Source organism: Ralstonia sp. 1138, from assembly GCF_040544795.1.
GTDB classification, from domain to species: domain Bacteria; phylum Pseudomonadota; class Gammaproteobacteria; order Burkholderiales; family Burkholderiaceae; genus Ralstonia; species Ralstonia flatus.
Map to the genome: position 1 here is coordinate 635,666 of NZ_JBEPKQ010000003.1, position 18,949 is coordinate 654,614.

Here is an 18,949-nt window from a genome sequence, read left to right on the forward strand (position 1 = left end):
TTGTTTTCGCATGCCTGCATCCAATCGAGCCACGCTCGCCGTCATCATCGTCGCCAAGAATGAAGCCGCTGATATCGGCGATTGCATCCGCTCGGTACGTGACTGGGCGGACGATGTCATCGTCTTCGACTCGGGCAGCACGGACGGCACGCAGGACATCTGCCGCCAGCTCGGTGCGCGCGTGTTCGAAACCGACTGGCCCGGCTACGGGGAGCAGTCCAACCGTGCCTTGCGCGAGGCGCGCACCGACTGGGTGCTTTCGCTGGACGCCGACGAGCGCATCAGCCCCGAATTACGGGCCGAGATGATCGCCGTACTGGAATCGGGCAGCCCGCACACTGTCTACTCCATGCCGCGCAGCTCCAGTTTTTGCGGCCGCTTCATGAAGCACTCGGGCTGGTGGCCTGACCGCATTCGTCGCTTTTTCAAGCGCGAACAAGTGACGTTCTTCGATGCGCCGGTGCACTCGCACCTGGTCTTCGAGGGTACGGTGGGCGACTTCCGCGCGCCCATCATTCATTACTCCATTCCTGACCTGAAGGCCGCGCTCGACAAGGCCAACGATTATTCGACCGCCGGTGCGGCCGCAGCTTATGCCAAGGGCAAGCGCGCGTCGTTGGGCAGCGCCATCGGTCACGGGCTGTGGGCGTTCATCCGTACGTACATCATCCAGCGGGGCTTCCTCGATGGTGCGGAGGGCTTCATGCTGGCCGTGTCGAACGCCGAGGGCACGTATTACCGCTACGTCAAGCTGATGATGCTGCATCGTCATGGCAAGCGCTGAGCCGCCGCGTCGCATCGCCCTCATCGTTACGACGTATAACCGCCCGGATGCGCTGATTCGCGTACTGGCTGGCTGTGGCGCACAGACGGATCGCGCATTCGACGTCATCGTCGCCGACGATGGTTCGCGCGATGACACACGCGTGGCGGTCGAAGCCGCTGCCAAGACCGCGCCGTATCCGCTGCGCCATGTCTGGCATCCCGACGACGGCTTTCGCGCTGGTGAGATCCGCAACCGCGGCGTGCTGGCGACGGACGCCGACTACCTCGTTTTTCTCGATGGCGATTGCGTGCCACGTCCGGATTTTGTGGCGCGACATCGCGCGCTCGCCGAGCGGGGGCGTTTGCTGTCCGGCAGCCGCATCCTGCTGAATGAGGCGATGACGCGTGAGGTCGTCGCCGAGCAGATCGACATCCACCTGAAGGACCGCGCGTATTGGTTTGCCGCCTGGCGTGCGGGCCGCATCAACAAGTTCCTGCCGCTATTGGTGCCGGGTCTGCCGGTGCCGCGCACTTTCAAGGACACCAGCCTGCGCGGCATCAAGAGCTGCAACCTCGGCGTGTGGCGCAGCGATTTCGAGCGCGTAAACGGCTTCGATCAGAGCTTCGTCGGGTGGGGTCATGAAGACGCCGATCTGGCGGTGCGCCTGTACAACGCCGGTGTGCGGCGCAAGCGCGGCTTCTGCGCGACCGAAGTCTTCCATCTATGGCATCGCGAGCAATCGCGCGAGCAGGAAAGCCCCAACTATCAACGCATGATGGCTCGGCGCAATACCGACATCATCCGCGCAGACGTTGGGCTTGCAGAGCTGCGAGAGCAGGGCGCCTGAGCGCGCGCCGTCTGCTCACCAAGTCTTCTTCTGCTTAACGATGCCGAGAAACGGCCGCACGAAAATCTGATAGAGGAACTTGCGCACGAAGATCTGGCGCAGATGATGGCCGAGCCCCAGGCGGTCGTCGGCTTCGCGGCTTTTGATGGCGCGATCGGCTTCCAGGTTCGAGCCGCTATCGAAGTTCTGCACGCCAATCACATAAGGCACGACGGCACGCATCTGCACGATGCCTTCGCGCTCGAACTTGTACCAGTAGTCTGCGGCCAGCCACACGGGATAGAGCTGCTCGACCATGCGCTTGGCCGCGGCGCGCGTGACGAAATAGCCGTGCGCGAGCCACTGGTAGTTGGCAAGTTTGACCGTGCGGTGGTTCGCTGTCAGCGGCCGGGCGCTGCGCTTGTAGTAACGGTCGATGTGCGTGAGCAGCGTGACGACGGGCTCGTCGGGTGACACGCTCTTTGCCAGGGCGTCGAGTACGGCAGGCACCTCCGGCCCCAGTTTGGCGTCGTCTTCCAGAATGAGCGCGTAGGGCAGGTCCTGCTCGATCATTGCGCGGTAGACGCCAAGGTGGCTCAGCGCGCAGCCGACTTCGCCGACGGTCAATTCGCGGCTTTGGCTTGTGGCGCGTGCGTGGTCATAGTGGCGCGCAAGTTCGTCGGCGGGAAGTGTCTTGCCGTACACACCGGGGAAGCGGCGATGCGGCAGGCCCAACGCATCGAGTTGTTGCTTCAGGGCCTCGCGGCGGCCGGCGTCGTGGTCGAGATTGATGAAAAACGTGGGAACGCGCGAACTCATTGCGGAAGCGTCAGGTGATCCGCCGGCCAGTCTGGACCGGGCATTGCGCAGCAGGATGGGCCGGGTGGTGGATTGCCGCTAAAATGCCGGGTCGCCCGTCTGTCGGATGACAGTCGCTGCAACGCACTTCATGGCGGCCATGCGATCGCCATGCGACGCAAGCTGCCCACCCTCATTTGAAAACGCCGTGAGTATACAAGCAAAGTCTGACCACCCAGCGCCCGCCAAGCCGATGCTCAAGCGGTTGTGGGGCTACCTTCGCCCCGAATTGACCGCCTTCATCCTGGCAATGGTCGCCATGGGTGTGGTGGCGGCCACGGAGGGGATCATCCCCAAGGTCGTGAAGGATTTGCTGGATCAGGGCTTCGGCGGTGAATACGCCGGCAAGCTGTGGCAGGTGCCGGCCATGCTGGTGGGGATAGCCGTGGTGCGCGGCATTGCGCAATTTGCGTCGACGTATCTGCTGAGCCTCGTCTCGAACAAGGTGCTGCTGAATCTGCGGATGAAGATGTTCGAACGGTTGCTGCAGGCGCCGGCTTCGTACTATCAGCGCAATACGGCAGCGTCGATCATCAACGCGGTCATCTTTGAAGTGAACCAGGTGCTGCAGGTGCTGACCGGTGTGTTCATCACGCTGGTGCGCGACTCGATGACGGTGCTGGCGCTGCTGGTCTTCCTCTTCTATACCAATTGGCGTTTGACGCTGGTAGTGGCGGTGATCCTGCCGATCATCGGGCTGCTGATGTCGCGCATCAACCGTCGCCTGCGCTCGCTCAACCGCGAGAGCCAGAACCTGACCAACCAGGCAGCCTATGTGGTGGAAGAGGCCGTGGGCGGCTACAAGGTCGTCAAGCTGCACGGCGGCGAGGCGTACGAATCGCTGCGCTTCAATGCCATGACGAATCGCCTGCGTGGTTACGCCATGCGCGTGGCCGTGGCGGGCGGCCTGAACCAGCCGGTGACGCAGTTCCTGGCTGCGCTGGCGCTGTCGGTCATCCTGGCCATTGCCATGTTGCAGGCGCAGGCCAACCAGACCACGGTCGGCGGTTTTACCGGCTTTGTGATGGCAATGCTGCTGCTGATCTCGCCGCTCAAGCACCTGACTGACGTGAACCAGCCGCTGCAGCGCGGTCTGACCGCCGCCGAATTCATCTTCGGCCTGATCGACACGCCGATCGAACCGCAAGAGGGCGGCAAGAAGATCGATCGCGCCCGCGGCGATGTCCGCTTCGACAACGTCACGTTCCGCTATGGCGAAGATGGCCGGGCAGCGCTCGACAACGTCAATCTGCACGTCAAGCCGGGCGAGGTCGTTGCGCTGGTCGGGCCATCGGGCAGCGGCAAGACCACGCTGGTGAACCTGCTGCCGCGCTTCTTCGATCCGACCTCGGGCACGATTTCGCTCGACGGCGATGCGCTGGCGGATCTGGCCCTGCACGACCTGCGTCGCCAGATCGCCTTCGTGAGCCAGGATGTGGTGCTGTTCAACGACACCATCGCAGCTAACGTGGCCTATGGCGCGCGGGACGCCTCCGAGATCGACATGGCGCGCGTGCGCCGCGCGCTCGAAGCGGCCTACCTGACCGATGTGGTCGACAACCTGCCCGAGGGCATCGATACCAATATCGGCGACAACGGCTCGAAGCTGTCCGGCGGACAGCGCCAGCGCTTGGCGATCGCCCGCGCAATCTACAAGGATGCGCCGATCCTGATCCTGGACGAAGCCACGTCCGCACTGGATTCGGAGTCCGAGCGCCAAGTACAGGCCGCGCTCGAACGCCTGATGGAAGGCCGTACGACGCTGGTGATCGCGCACCGCCTGTCGACCATCGAAAATGCCGACCGGATCGTCGTGTTGGAGCACGGCAAGATTGCCGAAGCCGGCACGCACCGCGAACTCATCGAGCGCGATGGGTTGTATGCTGGACTCCATCGCATCCAGTTCGCCACCCAGTAAGCCCTTCCTCGCGGGCGGCGTGCTCAGGATGCTCAAATCAAAGGAGACATCGTGACGACCACCACGCCGCCCATCAGCCGGTTCCCCGTCCCTGAACTGGCCGACATTCCCGAAGACATTCGCGCGCGCATCCTCGAGGTGCAGGAGAAGAGTGGCTTTGTGCCGAACGTCTTCCTGGCGCTGTCGCATCGGCCCGACGAGTGCCGCGCCTTCTTCACATACCACGACGCGCTGATGCTGCGCGAAGGCAGCAGCCTCACCAAGGGCGAGCGCGAGATGATCGTCGTCGCCACCTCCGCTGCCAACCAGTGCCTGTATTGCGTGGTCGCGCACGGCGCCATCCTGCGCATTTACGAGAAGAATCCGCTGGTGGCCGACCAGGTGGCCGTCAATTACCGAAAAGCCGACATCACGCCGCGCCAGCGCGCCATGCTCGACTTTGCGATGAAGGTCTGCACCGCATCGCACACCGTCAACGACGCCGACTATGAAGCGCTGCGCGCGCACGGTTTCGATGATGAGGACATCTGGGACATCACCGGCATCACCGCCTTTTTCGGTCTGTCGAACCGCATGGCGAATGTGATTTCGATGCGGCCGAATGACGAGTTTTTCCTGCTCGGCCGCGTGCCGCGCGAAAAGAAGTAGGGTGCAGGCGATGGCTACGCCGTCAGCTCGCGCAACGCTTCAAGCAACTTGACGGCGGGGCCAGGGAGGATCCCATGACGCCGCCGGAACGCAGTGAGCGTGCGGCGCGCCACCAAGCCCGGAATCGGCAGGGGTTCGATCACGCCGGCGCGACGCTCGGCGTCGATCATCGGTTCGGCCATCCAGCTCAGGAAACCCGAGCGCGCCACCAGGCTCTTGAGTGCCGTCACCGAGCGCGTTTCCACCACGATGTTCGGCAGACCCAGCCCGGCAGCCTCGAAGACCTGTCGCATATGCTCGTACGGGCCGGTGCCGCGCGGTGGAACGGCCCACGGCGCCTCCAGCGTATCGGCCAACATCAGGCCGCGTCGGTGGCGCAGCGGGTGCTCCGGTGATGCGACCACGAAACTCGCATCCTCCCACCGGCAATCCGCGATGGCGATGATGTCCTCGGTATCCGGCATCGCCATGGACAGCGCGAGGTCAATCTCGTGCTTGACGAGTCCCTCTGCCAGCCGGTCCCACACGCCCTCCAATATCTCCACGCGCAGGTTCGGCCAGCGCGCCACCACGTTGCCCACGGCCAGCGGAAGGACGTAGCTTGCGATGCTGCCGACTGCACCAACGCGAATGGTGCCCTTGGCGAGCCCGCGCATGGCGTCGATCTCTTCCCGTGCGTAGTCCGCCTCGCGCTGCAGCAATGAGGCATGCGGCAGCAACGCCTGCCCGATGGCGGTCAGCTGCATGCCCTTGGAGTGCCGCTCGAACAGCGGCGCACCGACTTCGTCTTCCAGCCGCTTGATGATGCGGCTCAGTGCAGGCTGGGTGACGTGCAAGACGTCCGCGGCACGCCCGAGGCTGCCGGCGGAAACGATGGTGGTGAAGGCGCGCAGTTGGCGCAGATCGAAGGCCATGCAAAAAGGTAATGACTTTGGCGGAATAATTCAATATCGCGTTAAGAACTACGGATTCCATACTGGCAGCCTGTTCCAAGGAGATGGCCCGTATGACCCGCACCTCGCTCGCGCTGACCACCGTGCGCGACGCCACCATCGAGCTGCTGCGCCGGCTCGGCATGACGCACGTATTCGGCAATCCCGGCTCGACCGAGCTGCCGATGTTTCGCGATTTCCCGGAGGATTTCCGCTACATCCTGGGCTTGCAGGAAGCCGTGGTGGTGGGCATGGCAGACGGCTTTGCGCAGGCAACCGGCAACGCGGCGCTGGTGAACCTGCACTCGGCGGCGGGCGTGGGCAACGCCATGGGCAACATCTTTACGGCCTTCAAGAACCGCACGCCGCTGCTGATTACGGCGGGGCAGCAGGCGCGGTCCATCCTGCCATTCGATCCGTTCCTCGCATCCATCCAGGCGACGGAGCTGCCCAAGCCGTACGTCAAATGGAGCATCGAGCCGGCGCGCGCCCAAGACGTGCCGCTGGCGCTGGCCCGCGCCTATCACGTCGCGATGCAGGAGCCGCGCGGACCGGTGCTGGTGTCGATTCCCGTGGATGACTGGGATCAGCCGACGGAGCCTGTCGCCGTGCATGAAGTGGCGTGCGAAGTGCGGCCCGATCCAGTCACGCTGGGGCGCATCGGCGACCTGCTCGATGCGGCACAGCGGCCGGCGTTCGTGGTGGGCGCAGCGGTCGATCGGGCTGGCGCGTGGGATGCCGTCGTGCAACTCGCCGAGGCCCACAACGCGCGTGTGTTCACCGCCCCGATGGCCGGGCGCGGCGCGTTTCCCGAAGACCACCGCCTGTTCGCCGGTTTCCTGCCCGCGATGCGCGAGAAGATCGTCAGCCTGCTGCAGGGACACGACGTGGTGTTCGCGCTCGGCGCACCGGCGTTTACGTATCACGTGGAAGGGCACGGGCCGCATGTCCCGATTGGCGCAAAGCTCGTGCAGTTGATCGATGACCCGGCGACGGCTGCGTGGACGCCACAGGGCATTTCCGCCGTTGGCAACATCCGCCTGGGCGTGCTCGATTTGCTCGACCGCCCCGCACCGCCAGCGCGACCGCTGCCGCCGCTACGCGCCAAAGCGCCGCGCGCCGAGCCAGGTTGGCCCATGTCGGCCGCCTTCGTGTTGCAGACGCTCGACGCCGTACGCGGCGCGACAGACATCATCGTCGAAGAAGCGCCGAGCGCGCGGCCGGTCATGCAGGCCTATCTGCCGATGCGGCGCCCCGGCGGGTTCTACACGATGGATAGCGGCGGCTTGGGCTACGGCATGCCCGCTGCAGTCGGTGTTGCCTTGGCGACGCCTGGTACGCGCGTGATCGGTTTGATTGGCGATGGGTCGAGCATGTATTCGATCCAGGCGCTGCGGAGCGCGTCGCTGCTTGGGCTTCCCATGACATTCGTCATTCTCAACAATCGCCGCTACGCGGCGCTGCAGGAATTTGCGCCGGTATTCGGCTTTGCCGCCACCGACGTGGTGCAGGGGACCGACCTAAACGGTATCGACTTCGTCGGTCTGGCGCGTGCCATGGGCTGCACTGGCGAACGCGTGAGCGACCCGCATGCGCTGGAAGCCGTGCTGCGCACCGCATTGCAATCCGCAGGACCAACCGTGATTGAAGTGGAGATTGCCTGATGACCAATACGAACATTGCCCCGCTGGACGCGGCGCAGAACATCTCGATGCTGATCAACGGCGCGCGCGTGCAAGCGGCCAATGGTGCGGTGTTCGAGCGGCGCAATCCGCTTGACGGTACCGTCGCCACGCGCGCGCCGGCGGCGACTGTGGACGATGCCCGTCGCGCGGTCGACGCCGCAGCTGCAGCCTTCCCCGCCTGGGCCGCAATGGGACCGACGGAGCGCCGCGCGCTGCTGATGCGCGCCGCACAAGCGCTTGAAGCCAAGGGCGAGGCATTTGCGGCGGCGATGGCTGCCGAAACGGGCGCCTCCGCACTGTGGGCCGGCTTCAACGTGCATCTGGCCGCGAGCGGCTTGCAGGAAGCGGCCGCCATGGTCACGCAGATTGCCGGCGAGATCATTCCGTCCGACGTGCCCGGCAGCCTCGCCATGGGCGTGCGTCAACCGGCCGGCGTCGTGCTGGGCATCGCGCCGTGGAATGCGCCGGTCATCCTCGCCGTGCGCGCCATTGCGTTGCCGCTGGCGTGCGGTAACACGGTCGTGCTCAAGGGCTCGGAAGTCTCGCCCGCCACGCACGGGCTCATCATTGAAGCCTTGCAAGAGGCGGGCTTGCCAAACGGCGTGGTCAATTTCGTGACGAACGCCCCGGCCGACGCAGGCGCGGTCGTGGAGGCGATGATCGCCCACCCGGCCGTGCGGCGCGTCAACTTTACGGGCTCCACGCGCGTGGGCCGCATCATCGCGCAGACGTGCGCGACGTATCTGAAGCCTGCTGTGCTGGAGCTTGGCGGCAAGGCACCCTTGCTGGTATTGGCGGATGCGGATATCGACGCCGCTGTCGATGGCGCGGCCTTCGGCGCGTTCGCCAATTCGGGCCAGATCTGCATGTCCACCGAGCGCATCGTCGTCGACGAATCCATCGCGGATGCATTCGTCGCCAAGCTGGCTGCCAAGGCGGCAGCGCTGCCGTTGGGCGATCCGCGCAAGGGCCCGGCGGTGCTCGGCTCGGTGGTCGACATGAGCACGGTCGAACGCTGCAATCACCTCGTCGACGACGCGCTCGCCAAGGGCGCGAAGCTGCTGTGCGGCGGCAAGGCCACCAGCACGCTGATGCCCGCCACGCTGCTCGACCACGTCACGCCCGACATGCTGATCTACGCGGAAGAATCATTCGGCCCGGTCAAGGGCATCGTGCGCGTGAGCGGTGACGATGCCGCCGTCGCCTGCGCGAATGACAACGCGTACGGCTTGTCGTCCGCCGTGTTCAGCCGCGACGTGGCCCGCGCCATGAACGTCGCGCGCCGCATCGAATCGGGCATCTGCCACATCAACGGGCCAACCGTGCATGACGAAGCGCAGATGCCGTTCGGCGGCGTCAAGGCGAGCGGCTTTGGGCGTTTCGGCGGCCGCGCTGGCGTGGCGGAATTCACGGAGCTGCGCTGGATGACGGTGCAGACCACGCCGCGCCATTACCCGTTCTGAGCCGCGATGCCGACGAAGATCGCAATCCTCGGTGCGGGCGCGATGGGCTCGCTGTTTGGCGGGCTGCTGGCTGAAGCCGACCAGCACGTCACGCTGCTCGACATCAACGACGCGCACTTGCACGCCATCGCTGCGCAGGGTTTGCGGTTGGAAACCGATCGTGGCGATCGCCAGGTGCGCAACCTGCAGGCGCTGCGCCCGGGCGATGCGACAGAGGTGCCCGATTTGCTGATCGTCTTTACGAAGGCGATGCACACGCGAGCCGCATTGGCTAGCGTGCGTCATCTCATCGGTGAGTCAACGCATGTCCTGACGCTGCAGAATGGGCTGGGCAATGTGGAGGCGCTGGCTTCGGTCGTGCCGGCAGAGCGGATCTTCGTTGGCGTGACGACGTGGCCAGCGGATCTTGCCGGCCCCGGCCACGTGCGCTCCCACGGTGCGGGCGTGATCCGGTTGATGACCGCAGACGGCGCGCCGCGTCCGATGCTGGCACGCTTGGTCGATACGCTCTGCGCCGCCGGTCTGAACTGCCAGGCCGATGCCAATGTGTGGGGCGCGGTGTGGGAGAAAGTGGCCTTTAACGCCGCGCTGAATCCGCTGTGCACCGTGCTGAATCAGCCCGTCGACGCGCTGGGTGCGGTGGAAGACGGCCCCGCCTTGGCCTTGACCATCGTGGGCGAAGTGCTGGCCGTGGCGCGCGCCAGCGGCATTACGGTCGACGCCGCCAAGGTGAACGACAACGTGCGGCACGCCATCGTCGCGCATCGCGGGCACAAGCCGTCGATGCTGCAGGATGTGCTGGCCGGTCGGCCGACCGAGATCGAATCCATCAACGGCGCAGTGGTGGCGGCAGCGCGCCGGCATGGCGTGCCGGTGCCGCACACCGAGACGTTGATGCAGCTTGTACGGTTGGTGCAGGCGCAGGCGCAGGCCCCACGCCAGCAGGGGCGTTAGCAGACCGAGCAGCCCAAGCTTTCATTCGATGGCGCGCAGACGCCACCTCAACGGAGACAAACCATGATCAGCTGTTCCAGATTGGTAAGCGCGACGCTGGTATTGCGTCGCGCTTTCGCATGTTCGGCGTCCCAGCGGAGGCCAGCATGAGGCAGAACCCCACCACGGTCGATATCGGCACCGTCCTCGATGACGGGCCGTTTTCTCTCGCGCAAAAGATGGCAGTCCTGCTGGCCGCCTTCGCCATCGTCATGGACGGCTTTGATGGCCAGTTGATCGGCTTCGCCATCCCCGTACTCATCAAGGAGTGGGGCATCACGCGTAACGCGTTTGCGCCGGCGGTGGCCGCGGGCCTGATTGGCATGGGGCTGGGCAGCGCGCTGGCGGGCCTGTTTGCCGATCGCTTCGGGCGACGCTGGGCGCTGATCGGCAGCGTGTTCCTGTTCGGCGTGGCGACGTGCTCGATCGGTTTTGCGCCTAACGTTGCGACGATTGCCGCGCTGCGGTTTATCGCAGGCCTTGGCATTGGTGGCGCGCTGCCCAGCTCCACCACGATGACGGCGGAATTCACGCCTGCGCGTCGTCGCACGCTGGCCGTGACGGCCACCATTGTTTGCGTGCCGCTGGGCGGGATGCTGGCGGGCCTGTTTGCGGGCCACGTGCTGCCGCTCTACGGCTGGCGGGGCCTGTTCTGGATCGGCGGCGCACTGCCGCTGGTGCTCGGGTTCGTGCTGGTGGCGGCGCTGCCCGAATCGCCGCGCTTCCTGGCGCGCCGCCAATCGCGCTGGCCGCAACTGGCGCAGCTGCTGTCGAAAATGGAGCGCGATGTGCCCGGCAATGCCGTATTTGCCGATGTGGCTGGCCAGAAGGTCATTCAACACGCGAGTTTCCGCTCGCTCTTCGCGCCTGGGCAGGCTCGCGACACGATGGCGCTCTGGGCAGCGTTCTTCATGTGCCTGCTGGCCGTGTACGCAGCGTTCAGCTGGCTGCCGACGATGCTGACTTCAGAAGGTTTGAGCGTCAGCGTGGCGGGCTCGGGGCTGACGGCGTACAACCTGGGCGGCGTGATCGGTGCGCTGGTCTGCGCGGTGACGATTGCGCGATGGGGTTCACGTTGGCCGATGGCGCTGTGTTGCGTGGGCGCCGCCGCGAGCGCCTTTGCGCTGCAGGGTGTCGACGCCAAGCTCAACACGAACCTGCTGATCGTCGGCCTGGGGCTGCATGGGCTGTTCGTCAACGCCGTGCAATCGACGATGTACGCGCTGTGCGCCTATGTCTATCCGACGGCGGTGCGCGCCACGGGTACGGCGTTGGCGGTGGCATTCGGGCGGCTCGGCGCCATCCTCAGTGCGTTTGCCGGCGCGCTGGTCATCACCGCTGGCGGCTCGGTGGCCTATCTGGCCATGCTCGGGATCGTGATGCTGGTGGTACTGGCAGCGCTGCTCGCCATGCGCGAGCAGATTCCGCGTCTCGCGGAGCGTGCGCAAGCCCCCATGGCTGCCGTGCCGGTTTCGCACGGCAGCCCGGTCAAGCCGTAGCTGACGGCCAGGGGGAGCAGCACTACATCAGGATGATGTCGTACTGCTCCTGGCTGGCCGCCGACGATTCCACCTGCAGCGAAATCGGCTTGCCGATGAAGTCGCCCAGCATCGCAAGGTGCTGGCTTTCTTCTTCCAGGAACAGGTCGATCACCGACTGCGACGCAAGGATGCGGAATTCGCGGGGATTGAACTGCCGCGACTCGCGCATGATCTCGCGCAGGATGTCGTAGCACACCGTGCGCGGCGTCTTCACCTGGCCCTTGCCCTGGCATACCGGGCACTGCTCGCACAGCACATGCGCGAGCGATTCGCGCGTGCGTTTGCGCGTCATCTCCACCAGCCCCAGCTGCGAGAAGCTGTTGACCGTGATGCGCGTGCGGTCGCGCGACAGCGCCTTGCGCAGTTCCGCCAGCACCGCATCGCGATGCTCGGCCGACTCCATGTCGATGAAGTCGATGATGATGATGCCGCCCAGGTTGCGCAGCCGAAGTTGCCGCGCGATGGTGTGCGCCGCTTCCAGGTTCGTCTTGAAAATCGTGTCGTCGAAGTTGCGCGCGCCCACGTAACCGCCGGTGTTGACGTCGATCGTCGTCATCGCCTCGGTCTGGTCGATCATCAGGTAGCCGCCCGATTTCAGGTCGACCCGGCGCGACAGCGCGCGCTCGACTTCCGCCTCGATGTTGTACAAGTCAAAAATGGGCCGCTCGCCGGTGTAGTGCGTCAGGCGCTCGACCACGGCCGGCGTGTATTCCTGCGCAAACTCGATGAGCTTCTGGTGGTTCTCGCGCGAATCGACCTGGATGCTGCGGGTTTCGTCTGTCACGAAATCGCGCAGCACGCGCTGGGCGAGGTTCAGGTCCTGATACAGGATCGACGGCGCGGGCAGGGTCGTCGCGTTGTGACGGATGGTCGCCCAGATCTTGCGCAGGTAAGCGACGTCGTTGGCGAGTTCTTCGTCGGTCGACTCCTCGGCGATCGTGCGCACGATGAAGCCGCCGCGCTCTTCGACGGGCACCATGGCTGTCACGCGCGCACGCAGCGCTTCGCGCTCGGCCTCGTTGCCGATTTTCTGCGAGATGCCGATGTGCGGGTCTTGCGGCAGATACACCAGCGTGCGGCCGGCAATGCTGACCTGCGTGGATAGGCGCGCCCCCTTGGTGCCGATCGGATCCTTGATGACCTGCACCATCAGCGCCTGGCCTTCGAACAGCGTCTTTTCGATGGCGACCTGCGGGGTGGGCGGCGCGTCCTTGGCGTCGCGCGGGTGCCAGATGTCGGCAACGTGCAAGAACGCTGCGCGCTCCAGCCCGATATCGATAAAGGCCGACTGCATGCCGGGCAGCACGCGCACCACCTTGCCAAGGTAAATGTTGCCGACCAGGCCGCGCGTCAGCGTACGCTCGATATGAAGCTCTTGAACGGCGGCTTGCTGGACGATGGCCACGCGCGTTTCTTGCGGCGTGATATTGACGAGGATGTCTTCGGACATGGAGAGGTACCAGGAGAGCGGGTTTCAGCACCCGCCTCAAGGCTTGATCGCATGCGCCCGAAGCGTGTCTTGAAACCGGCCCTCGCACGCTGTCCGGTGCGTGCTACAGCGGCCGGTCAGGGGCGAGTTACAGCGTGATGCCCGCCTGTGCGAGCAGTGCTGCGGTCTCGAACAAGGGTAGACCCATGATACCCGAATAGCTTCCCGAGATATGGGCCACAAAGGCGGCTGCGCGGCCCTGGATACCGTACGCGCCGGCCTTGCCGAAGGGCTCGCCGCTGCCGATGTAGCGGGCGATGTCGTTGTCTGTCAGCACGGCAAAGCGCACGTCGGAAATGGACAGCGCATGCATCGGCGTGCCGCTGGCGGTGACGACCGTTACGGCGGTCAGCACACGGTGCTCGCGGCCGGACATCGCGCGCAGCATGCGGTGGGCATCGGCGGCGTCAGACGGTTTCCCGAGGATCTCGCCGCCCAGGCATACCGTGGTGTCCGACGTGAGGATCGGCAGGGCGTGCAGGCTGCGTGCGAGGCGGCGGCGCACCGCAGCCTGTGCCTTCAGTGCGCAGACTCGCTGGACGTAGTCGTCGGGCGTCTCGCCGGGGAGCACGGCTTCCAGCGCTTCGGCATCTTCATCGTCGCCGGCCAGCAGCAGCGCGAAGCGCGCGCCGATCTGGCGCAGCAGTTCCTGCCGGCGCGGGCTCTGTGAGGCGAGATAGAGGTGCGGCGCGCCGGGTGCATCCATGGTCATACGCGATGGTACGGGTGGTTCTGCGTGATGCTCCACGCGCGATAGAGCTGCTCGGCCAGCAGCACGCGCACCATGCCATGCGGCAGCGTCAGGCTCGACAGGCGGATCAGCGTACGGGCTTTCGCCTTGAGCGCCGGGTCCAGCCCGTCCGCGCCGCCGATGACGAAGGCGATGTCACCGCCTTCCTGTTGCCATCCGGTAAGCGATTCAGCCAGCGCGACGGTGGTGAGGTCCTTGCCTCGCTCGTCCAGCGCGATCATGCGGCAGCCCTTGGGCAGCGCGGCTTCAATGCGCGCGGCTTCGAGCTGCATGACGGTGGCGGCGGTGCGGCTGCCCGAGCGCTGCTCGGGCTTGATCTCGCGTAGTTCGATGCGCAGTTCGGGCGGCATGCGCTTGGCATACTCGGAGAAACCGTCCTCGATCCAGGACGGCATCTTGTGCCCGACGGCGACGATCAGCAACTGCATGGCGAGACAGCCTGCCCGACGTTACGCCGCGCGCTTCTTTGCCGGCGCGCGCTTGGCTGCCGTCTTGGTAGCCGTTTTTGCGGCGGTTTTGGTGGCCGTCTTCGTGGCGGTCTTGCCCGTACCAGCCGCGCGCTTGGTGGCGGGCTTCTTGGCAGCCGTCTTGGCAGGCGCCTTCTTGGCCGGCGCTGCAGCCTTGGTCGGGCGCTCGCCTGCCAGCTTCGGCTTGGTGGTCCGGCGCTTGGCGGGCGTGGCCTCTTCGGTCTCGTCTTCCTCGTCGTCGTAACCTTCGCTGGCCTTGGGCAGGCCACGCTTGCCCGTGCCGCCGAGTTCGATGCGCACAGGCTTGTCACCCCAGATTTCTTCGAGGTTGTAGTACTGGCGCAGTTGCGGCTGCATGATGTGGACCACAGCGTCGCCGCAGTCGACCAGCACCCATTCGCCCACGTCTTCGCCTTCCACGGCGATGATGTGGCCGCCGGCTTCCTTCACGGCGTCACGCACCGATGCGGCGAGGGCCTTCGTCTGGCGATTGGACGTGCCGCTGGCGATGACCGTGCGGTCGAACAGCTCGGTCAGGTGCGTCGTATTGAAGACCTTGATGTCTTGCGCCTTGACGTCTTCGAGCGCGTCGACGATCACGCGTTGTAGTTTGCGAATATCCATACTGAGTGAGAAGAACGTTTAAAGGGCGAGAAAAAAGGTCAAAAAAGCGCGTGAATGCGGTCAATCACGCGGTCAAGCACTGACTGTGCCATTGGCACGGCGGTACAGCGAATGCGATTGGATCAGGTCGGCCACGCCGGCGGGCAGGTCGGCGTCGCAGCGCGCGCCGGTGGCCAGCTGCTGGCGCAGGCGCGTGGATGACAGGTCGACGGCCAGGGTCTGGTCGATCCACATGTGGCCGGCGGGTGCGCATTGTATCAATGCCGTGTCGCCGCGGCGCACATCGAGTTCGCGCTGCACCGGCACATGCAGTGCCTGGAGGTCGAAACCCGGGCGTGTAGCGACGCACAGGTGGACGTATTCGAACAGGTCCTGCCAGCCGTGCCAGGTGTCCAGGCCGACGAGCTGGTCGGCGCCCATCAGCCACGCCATGGAGGTATCCGGGCCGTAGACGCCGCGCAATTCGCGCACGGTGTCGATGGTGTAGCTGGGGCCGTGGCGGTCGACTTCCATGCTGCTCACGTGGACCCGCGCGCGGCCACCGCGTACCGCTTTGGCGGCCAGTTCGGTCATGGCGAAGCGCAGCGGTGCTGGCGTGATGTCGGCGGCCTTTTGCCACGACACGCCGGTGGGAATCCACAGCAGCTCATCCAGGTCGAGGCGCGCGATGCACAGCTCGGCCAGGGCGATGTGGCCGACATGCGGCGGATCGAACGTGCCGCCCAGCAAACCAAGCCGGTAGGGGCGATCGAGATCGGGGCGCACGAATGTGGGAAGCGTCATACCCAATCGCGCGCCGGCAGGAAATCGGTGTACAGGGCGGCTTCTGGCGAACCCGGTTCCGGCTGCCAGTCGTAGCGCCAATTGGCGACCGGCGGCATCGACATCAGGATCGATTCCGCGCGGCCGCCGCTTTGCAGGCCGAACAGCGTGCCGCGGTCGAATACCAGGTTGAACTCGACATAGCGGCCACGACGATAGGCCTGGAAGGCGCGTTCGCGCTCACCGTAGGGCGTGGCGTGGCGTCGCTCGGCGATGGGCAGCCAGGCCGGCAGGAAGGCGTCGCCCACCGAGCGCATCATCTCGAAGCTGCGCTCGAAGCCCAGCTCAGCAAAGTCGTCAAAGAAGATGCCGCCGACGCCGCGCGCTTCCTTGCGGTGCTTCAGATAGAAATAGTCGTCGCACCATTGCTTGAAGCGGGGGTACAGCTCATCGCCGTAAGGGGCCAGGGCGCCTTGGCAGGTGCGGTGGAAATGCGAGGCGTCTTCGGTGAAGCCGTAGTAGGGCGTGAGGTCCATGCCGCCACCGAACCACCAGACGGGCTCGGCGTCCGGGCGCACGGCGACGAAGCAGCGCACATTCATGTGCACCGTGGGCACGTACGGGTTGCGCGGATGGAAGACCAGCGACACGCCCATCGCCTCGAAACCGCGCCCGGCCAATTCGGGCCGGTTGGCGGTTGCCGACGGGGGCAGGGTGTCGCCCATCACGTGCGAGAAGCCGACGCCCCCGCGCTCGAGCAGCGTGCCGCCTTCCAGGATGCGGGTGCGACCGCTGCCGCGCAGGCGCTCGGTGGGCAGCTTCTCCCATGCGTCGGTGATGAACGTGCCGCCGTCCAGCGCGCTGGCGGCAGTGGTGATGCGGTCCTGCAGGTCCAGCAGGTAGGCGCGGACGGCTTGGGTATCCATGCGATCAGAAGGAGGCCGCTCGTAGGGGCGAGTCGGGCCGAGTCATACGGTTGTCACCATTGTAGCGGGCGGGCTGCGCGGGCAAGTTGGGGATCACCCGGGGTGACGGATGCCGCGCCTGCCCCATCGTGGGGCATGGGCGCGGCGGGCGGTCGCTCAATGGCGGATGGCGCGATGTCCGATATCGGTACGGTACTGGGCGCCGTCAAAGTGGATCTGCTCGATGGCGTTGTACGCCGCACGCTGCGCCGCCTTGACGGTGTCGGCCAGGCCGACCACGCATAGCACCCGGCCGCCGTTGGTGGTCAGCACGCCGTCCTTGAGCGTGGTGCCGGCGTGGAACGTGACGCTGTCTTCGGTTTCCTTCGGGATGCCTGTGATGACGTCGCCCTTGCGCGGCGTGTCCGGGTAATTGTGGGCGGCCATGACCACGCCCAGTGCGGTGCGGCGGTCCCAGTCCAGCTCCATGCCGTCGAGCTTGCCGTCGATGGCGCGGTCGAGCACGTCGTACAGGTCGGTCTTCATGCGCGCCATGATGGGCTGCGTTTCCGGGTCGCCCATGCGGCAGTTGAATTCGAGCGTCTTGGGATTGCCTTCTGCATCGATCATCAGGCCGGCATACAGGAAGCCGGTGTACGGGATGCCGTCCTTCTCCATGCCTCGGATGGTCGGCATGATGATCTCGCGCAGCGCGCGGGCGTGCAGTGTGGGCGTAACGACTGGCGCAGGCGAGTAGGCGCCCATGCCGCCCGTGTTGGGGCCGGCATCGCCGTCGAGCAGGCGCTTGTGGTCCTGGCTGGTGGCCAGCGCCACGACGTTCTTGCCGTCGCACACGACGATGAAGCTGGCTTCTTCGCCGGCCAGGAATTCTTCGATCACCACGCGCGCGCCGGCGTCGCCCAGACGGTTGTCGGCCAGCATCATGTCGATGGCGCTGTGCGCTTCTTCGACCGTCATCGCCACGACAACGCCCTTGCCGGCGGCCAGGCCATCGGCCTTGATGACGATCGGTGCGCCTTCCTGGTCAACGTACGCATGTGCCTGCGCAGCATCGCCAAAGGTCTGGTACTTGGCGGTCGGAATGCCGTGGCGGTGCATGAACGCCTTGGCGAAATCCTTCGACGATTCGAGCTGCGCGGCGGCCTTGGTCGGCCCGAAGATGCGCAGGCCCTTGGCGCGGAACAGGTCGACGATGCCGGCCGCCAGCGGCGCTTCCGGGCCCACCACCGTGAAGTGGATACCTTCGCGCTCGGCAAAGGCGGCCAGCACTTCCGGATCCGTGATCGGGAGGTTCTGCAGGCGCTTGTCGAGCGCCGTGCCGCCGTTGCCGGGGGCCACGTACACCACCTGTACCTTGGGCGAGCGTGCCAGCTTCCATGCCAGGGCGTGCTCTCGACCGCCCGAACCGACCACCATCACTTTCATGCTGTACCTACCTGAAATTGCAAATCCGATTCGAAATCTGGAAAACAAAAACGGCGATCGTGAGGTCGATCGCCGTTATGCGCGCGTCCGGGGCTTACTCCCCGATGACCGCGTTGGTGAAGACTTCCTGCACGTCGTCCAGATTTTCCAGAACGTCGAGCAGCTTCTGCATCTTGACCGCGTCTTCGCCGGTGAACACGACTTCGGTCTGCGGCTTCATGATGACTTCGGCCAGTTCGGCCTTGAAGCCGGCGGCTTCCAGCGCGGTCTTGACCTTGGCGAAATCGTGCGGCGGGCAGATGACTTCGAGCGAGCCGTCTTCGTGCGTGATGACGTCGTCTGCGCCGGCCTCGAGCGCGGCGTCCATCAGCTTGTCTTCGGGCGTGCCCGGGGCAAAGATGAACTGGCCGATGTGGTCGAACAGGAACGCGACGGAGCCCGACGTGCCCATGTTGCCGCCGTACTTGTCGAACCCGTGACGGACTTCGGCCACGGTGCGCGTGCGGTTGTCGGTCAGGCAGTCGACGATCACGGCTGCGCCGTTGATGCCGTAGCCTTCGTAGCGGATTTCTTCGTAGTTCGCGCCTTCCAGGCCGCCCACGCCGCGCTGGATGGCGCGGTTGATGTTGTCCTTGGGCATGTTCGCGTCGGTGGCCTTGTCCATGGCCAGTCGCAGGCGCGGGTTGGAGTCGGCATCGCCGCCGCCCAGACGGGCCGCCACGGTGATTTCCTTGATCAGGCGCGTCCAAATCTTGCCGCGCTTGGCGTCGGCAGCGGCTTTTTTATGCTTGATATTGGCCCATTTGGAATGACCGGCCATGAAACTCTCCGAGCGGAATGCAGTGGAATCTGGCGCTCAGATGGCGGTTTGACGC

General features: G+C 65.4%; 18 protein-coding genes. 8 read left to right on the forward strand and 10 right to left on the reverse strand.

Annotated elements, in window-relative coordinates:
- Nucleotides 1-10 precede the first annotated feature (10 nt).
- Together ABIC76_RS15790 and ABIC76_RS15795 are read left to right on the forward strand one after the other, a co-directional pair.
- Nucleotides 11-784, forward strand: a complete 774-nt coding sequence (locus tag ABIC76_RS15790) for a glycosyltransferase family 2 protein (protein ID WP_012762406.1) — start codon at nucleotides 11-13, stop codon at nucleotides 782-784.
- Nucleotides 771-1,613 carry a glycosyltransferase family 2 protein gene (locus tag ABIC76_RS15795; RefSeq protein WP_102066490.1) on the forward strand — a complete coding sequence of 281 codons (843 nt, stop codon included), beginning with the start codon at nucleotides 771-773 and terminating at the stop codon, nucleotides 1,611-1,613. The genes ABIC76_RS15790 and ABIC76_RS15795 overlap by 14 nt, the downstream gene beginning before the upstream one ends.
- Before the next feature lie 15 nt (nucleotides 1,614-1,628).
- Here ABIC76_RS15795 and ABIC76_RS15800 read toward each other — a convergent pair whose 3' ends face one another.
- Complete coding sequence (locus ABIC76_RS15800) at nucleotides 1,629-2,411, reverse strand: glycosyltransferase family 25 protein (protein ID WP_354534537.1); 783 nt, start codon at nucleotides 2,409-2,411, stop codon at nucleotides 1,629-1,631.
- A 232-nt stretch (nucleotides 2,412-2,643) separates the two neighbouring features.
- Between ABIC76_RS15800 and msbA the strand changes: the two genes are divergently transcribed.
- Together msbA and ABIC76_RS15810 are read left to right on the forward strand one after the other, a co-directional pair.
- Entirely contained in the window at nucleotides 2,644-4,368 is a 1,725-nt protein-coding gene (msbA, locus tag ABIC76_RS15805; RefSeq protein WP_354534726.1) for a lipid A export permease/ATP-binding protein MsbA, read from the forward strand.
- Nucleotides 4,369-4,419: 51 nt separating this feature from the next.
- Complete coding sequence (locus tag ABIC76_RS15810) at nucleotides 4,420-5,016, forward strand: peroxidase-related enzyme (protein ID WP_354534538.1); 597 nt, start codon at nucleotides 4,420-4,422, stop codon at nucleotides 5,014-5,016.
- Between the two features lie 14 nt (nucleotides 5,017-5,030).
- On the opposite strand, the gene ABIC76_RS15815 is transcribed toward ABIC76_RS15810, so the two are convergent.
- Nucleotides 5,031-5,930 (reverse strand): LysR family transcriptional regulator, encoded by a 900-nt coding sequence (locus ABIC76_RS15815; RefSeq protein WP_343548196.1) that lies wholly within the window; start codon nucleotides 5,928-5,930, stop codon nucleotides 5,031-5,033.
- Nucleotides 5,931-6,022: 92 nt separating this feature from the next.
- Here ABIC76_RS15815 and mdlC point away from each other — a divergent pair, with 92 nt between their 5' ends.
- The 4 genes from mdlC to ABIC76_RS15835 all read left to right on the forward strand — a co-directional run bounded on the left by mdlC (nucleotide 6,023) and on the right by ABIC76_RS15835 (nucleotide 11,588).
- Entirely contained in the window at nucleotides 6,023-7,612 is a 1,590-nt protein-coding gene (mdlC, locus tag ABIC76_RS15820) for a benzoylformate decarboxylase (RefSeq protein ID WP_354534539.1), read from the forward strand.
- A complete protein-coding gene (locus ABIC76_RS15825; RefSeq protein ID WP_354534540.1) occupies nucleotides 7,612-9,096 on the forward strand; it encodes an aldehyde dehydrogenase in 1,485 nt (494 codons plus the stop codon). The genes mdlC and ABIC76_RS15825 overlap by 1 nt, the downstream gene beginning before the upstream one ends.
- A 6-nt stretch (nucleotides 9,097-9,102) precedes the next feature.
- Complete coding sequence (locus ABIC76_RS15830) at nucleotides 9,103-10,050, forward strand: ketopantoate reductase family protein (protein ID WP_354534541.1); 948 nt, start codon at nucleotides 9,103-9,105, stop codon at nucleotides 10,048-10,050.
- A gap of 146 nt (nucleotides 10,051-10,196) precedes the next feature.
- Nucleotides 10,197-11,588 carry an MFS transporter gene (locus ABIC76_RS15835; RefSeq protein WP_316856713.1) on the forward strand — a complete coding sequence of 464 codons (1,392 nt, stop codon included), beginning with the start codon at nucleotides 10,197-10,199 and terminating at the stop codon, nucleotides 11,586-11,588.
- Between the two features lie 22 nt (nucleotides 11,589-11,610).
- Here the strand turns inward: ABIC76_RS15835 and rng are convergent, their stop codons facing one another.
- From rng to ABIC76_RS15875, 8 genes are all read right to left on the reverse strand, one after another.
- The gene (rng, locus tag ABIC76_RS15840) at nucleotides 11,611-13,080 is read right to left on the reverse strand and encodes a ribonuclease G (RefSeq protein ID WP_027680939.1); all 1,470 of its coding nucleotides are present in this window, start codon (nucleotides 13,078-13,080) and stop codon (nucleotides 11,611-11,613) included.
- 127 nt (nucleotides 13,081-13,207) lie between these two features.
- Entirely contained in the window at nucleotides 13,208-13,831 is a 624-nt protein-coding gene (locus ABIC76_RS15845; protein ID WP_102066482.1) for a Maf family protein, read from the reverse strand.
- Nucleotides 13,828-14,298 (reverse strand): 23S rRNA (pseudouridine(1915)-N(3))-methyltransferase RlmH, encoded by a 471-nt coding sequence (gene rlmH / locus ABIC76_RS15850; RefSeq protein WP_027680941.1) that lies wholly within the window; start codon nucleotides 14,296-14,298, stop codon nucleotides 13,828-13,830. Before rlmH ends, ABIC76_RS15845 begins: the two co-directional genes overlap by 4 nt.
- A gap of 21 nt (nucleotides 14,299-14,319) precedes the next feature.
- Nucleotides 14,320-14,961, reverse strand: coding sequence for a ribosome silencing factor (gene rsfS / locus ABIC76_RS15855; RefSeq protein ID WP_354534542.1), 642 nt, complete (start codon nucleotides 14,959-14,961; stop codon nucleotides 14,320-14,322).
- A gap of 72 nt (nucleotides 14,962-15,033) precedes the next feature.
- A complete protein-coding gene (locus ABIC76_RS15860; RefSeq protein ID WP_316873184.1) occupies nucleotides 15,034-15,744 on the reverse strand; it encodes a nicotinate-nucleotide adenylyltransferase in 711 nt (236 codons plus the stop codon).
- Nucleotides 15,741-16,649 carry an oxygen-dependent coproporphyrinogen oxidase gene (gene hemF, locus ABIC76_RS15865; protein ID WP_354534543.1) on the reverse strand — a complete coding sequence of 303 codons (909 nt, stop codon included), beginning with the start codon at nucleotides 16,647-16,649 and terminating at the stop codon, nucleotides 15,741-15,743. Before hemF ends, ABIC76_RS15860 begins: the two co-directional genes overlap by 4 nt.
- Nucleotides 16,650-16,805: 156 nt before the next feature.
- On the reverse strand, nucleotides 16,806-18,074 hold the full coding sequence (purD, locus tag ABIC76_RS15870; RefSeq protein ID WP_147214639.1) for a phosphoribosylamine--glycine ligase: 1,269 nt from the start codon (nucleotides 18,072-18,074) through the stop codon (nucleotides 16,806-16,808).
- Nucleotides 18,075-18,168: 94 nt separating this feature from the next.
- A complete protein-coding gene (locus tag ABIC76_RS15875) occupies nucleotides 18,169-18,894 on the reverse strand; it encodes a YebC/PmpR family DNA-binding transcriptional regulator (RefSeq protein ID WP_147214640.1) in 726 nt (241 codons plus the stop codon).
- Nucleotides 18,895-18,949: the final 55 nt, after the last annotated feature.

Coding starts and splice junctions, on each gene's coding strand:
- ABIC76_RS15790 (WP_012762406.1), top strand. CDS start 11: ATGCCTGCATCCAATCGAGCCACGCTCGCCGTCATCATCGTCGCCAAG.
- ABIC76_RS15835 (WP_316856713.1), top strand. CDS start 10,197: ATGAGGCAGAACCCCACCACGGTCGATATCGGCACCGTCCTCGATGAC.
- rsfS (WP_354534542.1), bottom strand. CDS start 14,961: ATGGATATTCGCAAACTACAACGCGTGATCGTCGACGCGCTCGAAGAC.
- ABIC76_RS15800 (WP_354534537.1), bottom strand. CDS start 2,411: ATGAGTTCGCGCGTTCCCACGTTTTTCATCAATCTCGACCACGACGCC.
- ABIC76_RS15815 (WP_343548196.1), bottom strand. CDS start 5,930: ATGGCCTTCGATCTGCGCCAACTGCGCGCCTTCACCACCATCGTTTCC.
- mdlC (WP_354534539.1), top strand. CDS start 6,023: ATGACCCGCACCTCGCTCGCGCTGACCACCGTGCGCGACGCCACCATC.
- ABIC76_RS15845 (WP_102066482.1), bottom strand. CDS start 13,831: ATGACCATGGATGCACCCGGCGCGCCGCACCTCTATCTCGCCTCACAG.
- purD (WP_147214639.1), bottom strand. CDS start 18,074: ATGAAAGTGATGGTGGTCGGTTCGGGCGGTCGAGAGCACGCCCTGGCA.
- ABIC76_RS15875 (WP_147214640.1), bottom strand. CDS start 18,894: ATGGCCGGTCATTCCAAATGGGCCAATATCAAGCATAAAAAAGCCGCT.
- ABIC76_RS15830 (WP_354534541.1), top strand. CDS start 9,103: ATGCCGACGAAGATCGCAATCCTCGGTGCGGGCGCGATGGGCTCGCTG.
- ABIC76_RS15825 (WP_354534540.1), top strand. CDS start 7,612: ATGACCAATACGAACATTGCCCCGCTGGACGCGGCGCAGAACATCTCG.
- msbA (WP_354534726.1), top strand. CDS start 2,644: ATGCTCAAGCGGTTGTGGGGCTACCTTCGCCCCGAATTGACCGCCTTC.
- rlmH (WP_027680941.1), bottom strand. CDS start 14,298: ATGCAGTTGCTGATCGTCGCCGTCGGGCACAAGATGCCGTCCTGGATC.
- hemF (WP_354534543.1), bottom strand. CDS start 16,649: ATGGATACCCAAGCCGTCCGCGCCTACCTGCTGGACCTGCAGGACCGC.
- ABIC76_RS15795 (WP_102066490.1), top strand. CDS start 771: ATGGCAAGCGCTGAGCCGCCGCGTCGCATCGCCCTCATCGTTACGACG.
- ABIC76_RS15860 (WP_316873184.1), bottom strand. CDS start 15,744: ATGACGCTTCCCACATTCGTGCGCCCCGATCTCGATCGCCCCTACCGG.
- rng (WP_027680939.1), bottom strand. CDS start 13,080: ATGTCCGAAGACATCCTCGTCAATATCACGCCGCAAGAAACGCGCGTG.